Annotated in this window: 10 protein-coding genes; 8 read left to right on the top strand and 2 right to left on the bottom strand. The window is 68.4% G+C overall.

Features of this window, described 5'->3' with window-relative positions:
* The first annotated feature begins 318 nt into the window (after positions 1 to 318).
* Complete coding sequence (locus K789_RS0121255) at positions 319 to 1,635, top strand: MFS transporter (RefSeq protein ID WP_024368502.1); 1,317 nt, start codon at positions 319 to 321, stop codon at positions 1,633 to 1,635.
* Positions 1,632 to 2,177: a hypothetical protein gene (locus tag K789_RS0121260; RefSeq protein WP_024368503.1), complete on the top strand. Its 546-nt coding sequence runs from the start codon at positions 1,632 to 1,634 to the stop codon at positions 2,175 to 2,177. The genes K789_RS0121255 and K789_RS0121260 overlap by 4 nt, the downstream gene beginning before the upstream one ends.
* A gap of 24 nt (positions 2,178 to 2,201) precedes the next feature.
* Here K789_RS0121260 and K789_RS24820 read toward each other — a convergent pair whose 3' ends face one another.
* Complete coding sequence (locus tag K789_RS24820) at positions 2,202 to 2,627, bottom strand: DsrE family protein (protein WP_024368504.1); 426 nt, start codon at positions 2,625 to 2,627, stop codon at positions 2,202 to 2,204.
* 251 nt (positions 2,628 to 2,878) lie between these two features.
* On the opposite strand from K789_RS24820, the gene K789_RS0121270 reads away from it, so the two are divergent.
* From K789_RS0121270 to K789_RS0121280, 3 genes are read left to right on the top strand one after another with little or no spacing between them, the layout of a single operon-like run.
* The gene (locus K789_RS0121270; RefSeq protein ID WP_024368505.1) at positions 2,879 to 3,634 is read left to right on the top strand and encodes a DsbA family protein; all 756 of its coding nucleotides are present in this window, start codon (positions 2,879 to 2,881) and stop codon (positions 3,632 to 3,634) included.
* Positions 3,634 to 4,572 carry a cytochrome c biogenesis CcdA family protein gene (locus K789_RS0121275; protein WP_024368506.1) on the top strand — a complete coding sequence of 313 codons (939 nt, stop codon included), beginning with the start codon at positions 3,634 to 3,636 and terminating at the stop codon, positions 4,570 to 4,572. The genes K789_RS0121270 and K789_RS0121275 overlap by 1 nt, the downstream gene beginning before the upstream one ends.
* Entirely contained in the window at positions 4,559 to 5,068 is a 510-nt protein-coding gene (locus K789_RS0121280) for a hypothetical protein (protein ID WP_029705623.1), read from the top strand. The genes K789_RS0121275 and K789_RS0121280 overlap by 14 nt, the downstream gene beginning before the upstream one ends.
* Here K789_RS0121280 and K789_RS0121285 read toward each other — a convergent pair.
* Positions 5,065 to 5,844, bottom strand: a complete 780-nt coding sequence (locus K789_RS0121285) for a GntR family transcriptional regulator (RefSeq protein ID WP_051181222.1) — start codon at positions 5,842 to 5,844, stop codon at positions 5,065 to 5,067. The genes K789_RS0121280 and K789_RS0121285 overlap by 4 nt on opposite strands.
* 145 nt (positions 5,845 to 5,989) lie before the next feature.
* On the opposite strand from K789_RS0121285, the gene K789_RS0121290 reads away from it, so the two are divergent.
* The 3 genes from K789_RS0121290 to K789_RS0121300 all read left to right on the top strand — a co-directional run bounded on the left by K789_RS0121290 (position 5,990) and on the right by K789_RS0121300 (position 7,927).
* Entirely contained in the window at positions 5,990 to 6,601 is a 612-nt protein-coding gene (locus tag K789_RS0121290; protein ID WP_024368507.1) for a hypothetical protein, read from the top strand.
* 106 nt (positions 6,602 to 6,707) lie between these two features.
* Positions 6,708 to 7,268 (top strand): copper resistance CopC family protein, encoded by a 561-nt coding sequence (locus tag K789_RS23770; protein ID WP_024368508.1) that lies wholly within the window; start codon positions 6,708 to 6,710, stop codon positions 7,266 to 7,268.
* 53 nt (positions 7,269 to 7,321) lie between these two features.
* Positions 7,322 to 7,927, top strand: coding sequence for a copper chaperone PCu(A)C (locus tag K789_RS0121300; RefSeq protein WP_024368509.1), 606 nt, complete (start codon positions 7,322 to 7,324; stop codon positions 7,925 to 7,927).
* Positions 7,928 to 8,018: the final 91 nt, after the last annotated feature.

The raw sequence follows: 8,018 nt of genomic DNA on the forward strand, positions 1-8,018 counted from the left end.
CCGGTCCCGGACTAGACCCGGACCGGCCCCGATCGTAAATCCCGGGGCTCATAGATCCCGGGTCATCAGTGTTTTGCCCTAGTCGCCGCAGGTGCAGCGCTGGTCCTGGGGTACATCGGCCATGACCGAGTCGACATGCTCGCCGCAGCCGGCCCAAGTGATTTTTCCGCAACGATTACAACGAACTGCAGCGCACATAGGATCTCCAAAATCGGGGTGCCGCGGATGCAGCACCTACATACAACAATAATACCCCATAGGGTATATTGAAAGTGTCCCGGCCGCAGGGGCCATGCCCGGGAGCAGCGAAGGATCACCATGAGCACACATGAACGGCCGGAAGGCCTGAAGCCAGTCCAGCCCACCAGACCGGGAAGTCTCGCACCCCAGGCCCAGCCCGGACCGGAAATTCCCCGCCTGCAACGCCGCGTTGTCTCCGTGCTCGTCGGAGGCCAGATCCTCGGCGGCATCGGCATGGGAGCGACCCTTTCCCTGGGCTCCCTGCTTGCAGCGCAGCTTTCCGGGTCCAACGCGTGGTCCGGCATGGCCGCCACGATGAGTACCCTCGGCGCCGCATTCGCCGCCGTCCCCCTGGCCCGGCTGGCCCAGGCCCGCGGCCGGCGGGTCTCGCTGTCCACCGGCGCCCTGATTGCCGGGGCGGGTGCCGTCACGGCAATCACCGCCGCCTCGCTGGGCGTCTTCCCGTTGCTGCTGTTGGGCCTGATGCTCCTCGGCGCGGGCTCCGCCGTGAATCTGCAGGCCCGTTTCGCCGCAACCGACCTGTCCCGCCCCGGGTCCCGGGGCCGGGACCTCTCGATCGTGGTGTGGTCCACCACGATCGGCGCCGTCCTGGGTCCCAACCTGTTCGGGCCCGGCGAGATCGTCGGGGCCGCCCTTGGCCTGCCCCCGCTGACGGGCGCTTTCGCCTTTTCCGTGGCCGCCCAACTGGCGGCCGCCGTCGTCTATGCAACGGGCCTGCGGCCCGACCCCCTCCTCACCGCGATGGCCTCCCGGGTTACCGATCTCGCAGCACCCAAGCCCAAGAGCGGCCTGAGGATTCTGCGAAGCAACCCCAGGGCAAGGTATGCGGTGGCCGCCGTCGCCCTCAGCCACGCCACGATGGTGGCGCTCATGTCCATGACGCCCGTGCACCTGCGCGACCATGGGGCCAGCCTCACGGTGGTGGGCCTGACGATCAGCCTGCACATCGCCGGCATGTACGCACTGTCTCCCGTTTTCGGCTGGATGGCGGACAAGGTCGGGCGGCTGCCCACCATCCTGCTGGGCCAGGCAATGCTGCTGGTGTCACTCGTCCTGGCCGGACTCGCGCCGGACTCCGGCACCGCCGTCACCACGAGCCTGATCCTGCTGGGGCTGGGCTGGTCTGCCTCGGTGGTTGCCGGGTCTGCCCTCGTGGCCGAGTCGGCGCATGTGCAGGACCGGCCGGCGATCCAGGGCGTGTCGGATCTGAGCATGAACGCGGCCGGGGCGACCGGAGGCGCGCTGGCCGGACCGGTGCTGGCCGCCGTCGGGTATTCCGGGCTCGGTTTCCTCTCCATCGCCCTGGTGGCCACTGTCATCATCTGGACAGCCCTGCAGCCACGGCGTCCCGCCCAAGACCAGGAGCAGCCATGACCGTCAATAGCACACCCGAAGAGAACACCCGCCCGGTCACGGCCGAGGCACCCGCAAGCCGCAGCAGGCTGCGGCAGCTCCCGCAGGTGCTCCGCAACTGGTCCAGGGCACGGGTGGCCACGTCCATCGCTGCGGCGGTCTTTGCCGCTGTCTTCCTGGTGGCTGCCAACGGCATGATTGCCGGCGTCGGCACCGGCTGGACGGGCTACGCCCTAGTGGGTGCGGGCTCGATCCTGGCCGGCTTCCTGGCTGGGAGCTACGTGAACGCACCGATCGGCGCGGCGGCGACGCTGTGCGATCTGCGCTGGCCCGTCCTGGGCCTCTTCGGCACGGTGTGGGCGAGCTCGGCGAGGGAAGCGCTTCCGTCAGTCCAGGTCGCCGTCGGACTGCTGTCCCTGGCCGTGATGGCATGGGCCTTGCACGGTCGACTGGAGCTGGAGCGCAAGGTCACGCTAGGCCGCAGCGGATCAGGAGATTCGGACGTCGACGTCTGCACCGACTGCCGCCCGCTTTTCCCCACAAAGCCGCGGCCGCAGGGCTGAGCTGACAGGGAGAGCGGGTACTGGCTACAGGCGGAGGTAAGCCCAGCCGTCCCATTGACGTTCGGCAAGGTGGGCGATGGCCGCCGGAACCATCCCGACGCCGGGCAGCAGGTGCTCCGCAGCCACCCCCGCCGACCGCAGGCTGTTCCCGCACGCCAGCACCCGGACGCCGCTGGCGACGGCGGCGGAGATGGCTTCACCGAAAACCGAGCCCTCCGCCAAGTGCGCCACCCCGGGCCCCTGGATGACAGCCTCGATGGGAACCCCTGGTCCGAGCGCCGCAACAGCGTTCTGGCTGCTGCGTAGCACCCCGGCAAGTGCGTCATCCGGCAAAGGACCGGCCGAATGGGCCACGAGCCCGCGCCGGCCCCGCCCCGCGCGCTCGCCCCGACGGGTCCCGCCGTTTTCGACGGTGCCCTCGGCATGGCAGTCGGACGCAAATTCAGACATGCGATCTCCTTCGGCGCGGATGGCCCGCCCGCTTCGGAGCCGGGCCGGTCGTTTCCTGCATGCTAGCGCCTGCCCCTTGGAAATGTACAAACATTCCCTCGAAGACGGACCGGCGTAAAGCGGCCCAGCTTCCCGCCCGGGTCCCCAAGTGGGGTTTTGGGTGTTTTACAACGCCACATATGTCACGTAGCCTCGCAGACTATCAAATGTCTAAACATTTCGTTCCTCGACGGAACGCCTGAGGAGTCCGGATGCCCACTTTGACCAAGCCCGGGCCTGCAGCCGCCAAGCCACGCCCCCGCACTGCATCGATTGTCTTGCCTGCACTGGGCATCGCCGTGCTGCTGCTGTTCGTGGGACTGCTCTCCTACCAAGGTGCAGCGGCCCAAAAAGACGCCACCGAACAACAGCAGCAATCCCAGGACCCCAAGAGCCCTGCCGGCGAAAAACTGGACATGTCCCGCCGGATAGCAGACGATCCGACCGCAATCGGAAGCCAGGATGCTCCGGTCGTCCTGGTGGAGTATGCCGACTACCGCTGCCCTTTCTGCGGGCTGTTTTCCCGAGACACCCTTCCCCCGCTGGTGGCGAAATACGTCGACCGCGGCGACCTGAGAGTGGAGTGGCGCGACCTGCCGGTCTTCGGGGCGGAGTCGTCCGCCGCTGCTGTCGCCGGACGTGCGGCCGCCGAGCAGGGCCGGTTCTGGGAATTCAACAAGGCGGTCTACGCCATCGCGCCGGAACGCGGCCACGCAGAGTTGCCCCGGGAGCGGCTCGTCCAGCTTGCCGGCGACGCGGGAGTCCCTGATTTGAAGAAGTTCGAAGCGGATCTGGACTCCGCCGACCTCAAGGCGGCGGTGTCGAAGGACGCCCAGGAGGCCGCGTCCCTGGGCGCCACCGGCACCCCCACCTTCCTGGTGAACGACACCCCGCTCGTTGGGGCCCAGCCGCTGGCCAGCTTTGAGAAAGCCATCGACGCCGCACTGAAGTCGGCCAGGGGCAACTGATGGACATCGGCTACGCTGGCGCATTCCTGGGCGGCGTCCTGACCCTGTTGAGCCCTTGCTCCGCCCTCTTGTTGCCGGCCTTCTTTGCCTACGCCTTTTCCACCACGACCCGGCTGGTGGCACGGACGGGGCTGTTCTATCTGGGCTTGCTGAGCACCCTGGTGCCGCTGGGCATATTTGCCGGGGTTCTCGGCTCCCTTGTCACGCTGCACCGGCCAGTCCTGGTCGGCGTTTCGGCGGCCCTGCTGATGGTCCTGGGCGCCGCCCAGATCGCCGCCATCCGGCTTCCCTCCGGGCTCACGCCAACGGCGGGCACCGGGTCATCCCGGTTGTCCGTCTTCGCCCTGGGAACCGTCTACGGCGTCGCCGGGGTCTGCACCGGGCCCATTCTGGGCTCCATCCTGACCGTCGCGGCAGTCGGCGGCAACGCCGCCTACGGTGGCGCGCTGCTGGCAGTCTTCGCGCTCGGGATGGCGTTGCCGCTCTTTGTCCTGGCCCTCTTGTGGGACCGGCTGGGCATCTCCGGCCGCCGCTGGTTGCGTCCGCGGCCGCTCACCATCGGGGCGTGGTCGAACTCCTGGCTGATGATCATTTCCGGCCTCATTTCCGTCGGCATCGGCGTGCTCCTGCTGATCAGCGACGGGACGGCGGGGCTGGGCGGCATGCTGACCGTTCAGGACCAGTTCCGGGCAGAATCGGTTGCCACCGAGGCAGCCGCCGGCATCCCCGATGCCGCTGTCGCCGGGGTCGCCGCCCTCGTTCTCGCGATCGGCATGGCACTGTATTTCAAGAACCGGCGAAACGAGCCACCCACGACCCACCGAAAAGCCCCCGAAGCCGCCAGCCAACACAATGCGCCGGAGACCACGGCCAACCGGACCGCCAGTGCCGCCGGCCCGTACCAGCCAAAGACAGGGATGACCGATGATCCGCAGTAAATGTGAAACCTTGCTTGCTGCCCTGGCGCAGTGGCCGGCGCGGCGCTGGCTGGCCGCGGCCGGCGTCGCCGTCCTCACCTACATCGTGGTGGCGGTGCCCACGGACCTGATCGATACGCCGCTTTTCAGCCGCGAGGTCCCGCCGACCTGGTGGTCCTTCCCGGTTCTCGGCGTCACGGCCGTCCTCACCGGGTTGCTGCTGGCCACCTACGTTTCCCGTGAACCCGCGGCCGACGACGAGGACGGCACGGAAGAGTCCGACAGCAAAGGCCGCTTCGGGGCTGCCGGCACCATCGTCTCTTTCTTTGCCGTGGGCTGCCCGGTCTGCAACAAGCTCGTTCTGCTGGCCCTCGGCACGTCCGGCGCCATGCAGTACTTCGAACCGATCCAGCCCCTGCTGGCGGCCCTCTCCATCGCCCTGCTGCTGTGGGCATTCGCGAAGAGGGCCACCTCTGAGGACCGTTGCCCGGTGCCTCGCGTGCCGGCGGCCCCCTAGTCCCGGCGGAGCGGCGTGGCCTTGCAGCCAAAGGCGGTCGCGATGGCCACCCGGTCGCCCAGGACATAGCTGCGCCGGAATTCGAGGTCGCGCGCCCGGTGGCAGCCGGTCCGCTCGATCAGCAACAACGCGGAGCCCTCCGGACACCCGAGCAGGGCCGCATGTGCGGGGGTGGCGAGCACGGCAGTGAGCTGCTCCGTGCCGCCGTCAAGCACGACGCCGCAGCGCCGGTCGAGCTCCCCGTACAGGGACGCGTCACGGAAGTCCGCCTCCAGCAGCTTCTCGGCGGTCGCTGCGGGGAGCCAGACCTGGTCGAGGCCGATCGGCTCGCCGTCGGCGAGGCGGACCCTCGAGAGGTGGAAGAGCTCGGCGTCCGGATCCAGGGAAAGCTTTGCCGCCACCTCCGGGTTGGCCACCAGGTGCTGTTCCAGGACCACACTCCGGTGTTTCATCCCCGACTCCCGGATGGACGCCAGGACGCTGTAGATCGGTCCGTACGCCGTACTTCTTCCGGCGACCACCGTAGGCTTCTTCCCGCGGTGCGCGGTGATGTGCCCGGCATCGCGCAAGGGTGCCAGGGCGGCCCGGATCGTGCCACGGCTTACTCCAAAGCGTTGGGCCAGTTCCAGTTCACCGGGGAAACCTGCCTCAAACGCCCCGGCGAGGACTTCTTGCAGCAGCTCGGCGCTGACGGCTTTCCAGAGAGGGCTGCCCTTGGTCCGTTCAACAGTACGCCCCGCGCGGGAAGCGGACGCTGGCCCCTGGTGATCCTTCACGTCTCTCCCGACCGATTTACTCCACAAAGCTGCTGGCATTATGACGTTACTGCATCACACCCGCCTGGTATCCGAGCCGGAACCCCAGGAGGCACCAATGAAGTCTTCGACAGCCGGTAGAATTACCCGTGAGCAAGGAGGAAGAATGACGGCACGCGGTCTGCGCCTTGTACGCGGCTGGATTGGCGCCGCCGTCGCGACTTCCATCGCCGCCGGTTCGCACTTCCTGGCCGGCGGGAACGCTCCCGAACTTCCGCTGCTCCTCCTGACGCTGGCCCTGTCCGGGCTGGCCTGCACCGCACTCACGGGCCGCGGGCTGTCCCTGTGGCGGCTCTCCGCCGGCGTGGCTTTGAGCCAGGGACTCTTCCACTGGGTCTTCAGCTGGGCAGCGGCTCCGCATGTTTCCGGTGCTCCGGCCGGCGGCCACCTGACCCACTCGTCCCTGCTGGAACCTGCCGCCGGAACGGTCTTTTCCCCCACGGCGGACCACGCCTCGCCGCTGATGTGGCTGGGACACGCCGTTGCCGCCGTCCTGACCGTGGCCATCCTGCGCCACGGCGAGGTCGCCGCCGTCCGGCTGGTGCAGGCGATGCGGCTGCACGTGACGGCTTTCCTCCCGCTTTTCCAGCCCCTGCCGGCGTGTCCGGCCGCAGCCGCCCTGCCCGCCAACCGGCCCGTCAGGCCGCTGCGGAACCTCGGCGCGCCCCTGCTGGTGATGCGCCACCGCGGACCTCCCCTGCTTCCGCTCGTGTCCTAGGCGCCCTGCGCCTTCACCCGATACGCCCCGCAACGCTGCCAAGACAGCGCCGGGGCGGGAAGCAGCCATGACAAGAAATAGCTTAAAAACATGGCGGAATCCTGGCTTGGGAGCAACACTGCTCGCTGCCCTCCTGCTCTGCGTAGGCGCCAGCCTCCCAGCAGCACCGGCGGCCTTCGCCCACGACCAGCTGATTTCGTCCAGTCCAGCGCCCGATGAGCGCCTGAACAAGAGTCCCGCCAGCATCATCCTGTCCTTCAGTTCGCCCCTGCTGGCGCTCGGCCATGAGGTCCGGGTCGTCGATGACAACGACAAGAACTGGGTGGCCGGCGCACCGGTCCTCACCCGGGAAACGCTGACCCAGGCGCTCCCGGAACTCCCCGACGGCGGCTATCAGGTCAGCTGGCGGGTGGTCTCTGCAGACGGTCACCCGATCAGTGGCGGCTACCGGATTCATGTCGGCAATCCTGCCGCCGCGCCGCCGGCGGCCTCCGCCAGCGCTGGTGCCAGCAGTGAACCCAGCGGGGCCGCCGCAAACGGCACCGGTGACGGCGTACCGGGTTGGATGCCTGCCGCCGGAACCGCTGCGGCCGCCGGTCTCGGCATCTACCTGGCATTTATCGGCCTTCGGCGCATCAAGCGCAACACGCAATCCCCCAGCGAATAACACTTACCGGGCCGGCCCGCTGCGGCCGGCTGCGACGATTCAGGAGTATCACCATGTCCAAGAAGCTCGCTTACCCTACCCTTTCCCTTCTCGCGGCGGCGGCCCTGGCACTCGCCGGTTGCGCCCCCTCAGCCTCGACGCCGGCACCATCCCCGTCTGTCACCGCCACCACCCCGGCCAATGCGGCCGCCGCGCTGGCGGTCAGCCAGCCGTGGGTCAAGGCCGCCGTTTCCGGTATGACCGGCGGTTTCGGCGTCCTCAAGAACACCTCCGACGCCGACATCACCGTCACCGGCGCCTCGACCCCGTCGGCCCGGATGGTCGAGCTGCACGAAACAGCCATGGGACCCAACGGCGCCATGCAGATGCAGGCCAAGCAGGGCGGCTTTGTGATCCCTGCCGGCGGCGAACTGAAACTTGAGCCAGGCGCCAACCACATCATGCTGATGGGGCTTACCGCGCCGATCAACCCCGGTGCTGACGTCACGTTCACGCTGGAGCTGGCCGGCGGCGGCAGCTTCGAATTCACCGCCGTGGCGAAGGACTTCAGCGGCGCCAACGAGAACTATGTCGAAGAAGAAGGCACCGGCATGTCGCACGGCCAGCCCTCCAGCACCGGCAGCGCACCCGGTTCGGCGCCGTCGTCGACCTCAAAATGAGCGCCGGGGACCAGCGGCCCGCAGGCGCAACCGCGGGCAGTGAGGAGCCCGGTGCCCCGCGGAAACTGCCGCGGCGCGGACTGCTCTTCGG

The sequence above is a fragment of the Arthrobacter sp. TB 26 genome (assembly GCF_000427315.1).
Taxonomy (GTDB): Bacteria; Actinomycetota; Actinomycetes; order Actinomycetales; family Micrococcaceae; genus Arthrobacter.

Excerpts from the sequence above, each read along its gene's own strand:
- K789_RS24820 (WP_024368504.1), bottom strand. The coding sequence starts at position 2,627 with ATGTCTGAATTTGCGTCCGACTGCCATGCCGAGGGCACCGTCGAAAAC.
- K789_RS0121270 (WP_024368505.1), top strand. The coding sequence starts at position 2,879 with ATGCCCACTTTGACCAAGCCCGGGCCTGCAGCCGCCAAGCCACGCCCC.
- K789_RS0121255 (WP_024368502.1), top strand. The coding sequence starts at position 319 with ATGAGCACACATGAACGGCCGGAAGGCCTGAAGCCAGTCCAGCCCACC.
- K789_RS0121260 (WP_024368503.1), top strand. The coding sequence starts at position 1,632 with ATGACCGTCAATAGCACACCCGAAGAGAACACCCGCCCGGTCACGGCC.
- K789_RS0121300 (WP_024368509.1), top strand. The coding sequence starts at position 7,322 with ATGTCCAAGAAGCTCGCTTACCCTACCCTTTCCCTTCTCGCGGCGGCG.
- K789_RS0121280 (WP_029705623.1), top strand. The coding sequence starts at position 4,559 with ATGATCCGCAGTAAATGTGAAACCTTGCTTGCTGCCCTGGCGCAGTGG.
- K789_RS0121275 (WP_024368506.1), top strand. The coding sequence starts at position 3,634 with ATGGACATCGGCTACGCTGGCGCATTCCTGGGCGGCGTCCTGACCCTG.
- K789_RS0121290 (WP_024368507.1), top strand. The coding sequence starts at position 5,990 with ATGACGGCACGCGGTCTGCGCCTTGTACGCGGCTGGATTGGCGCCGCC.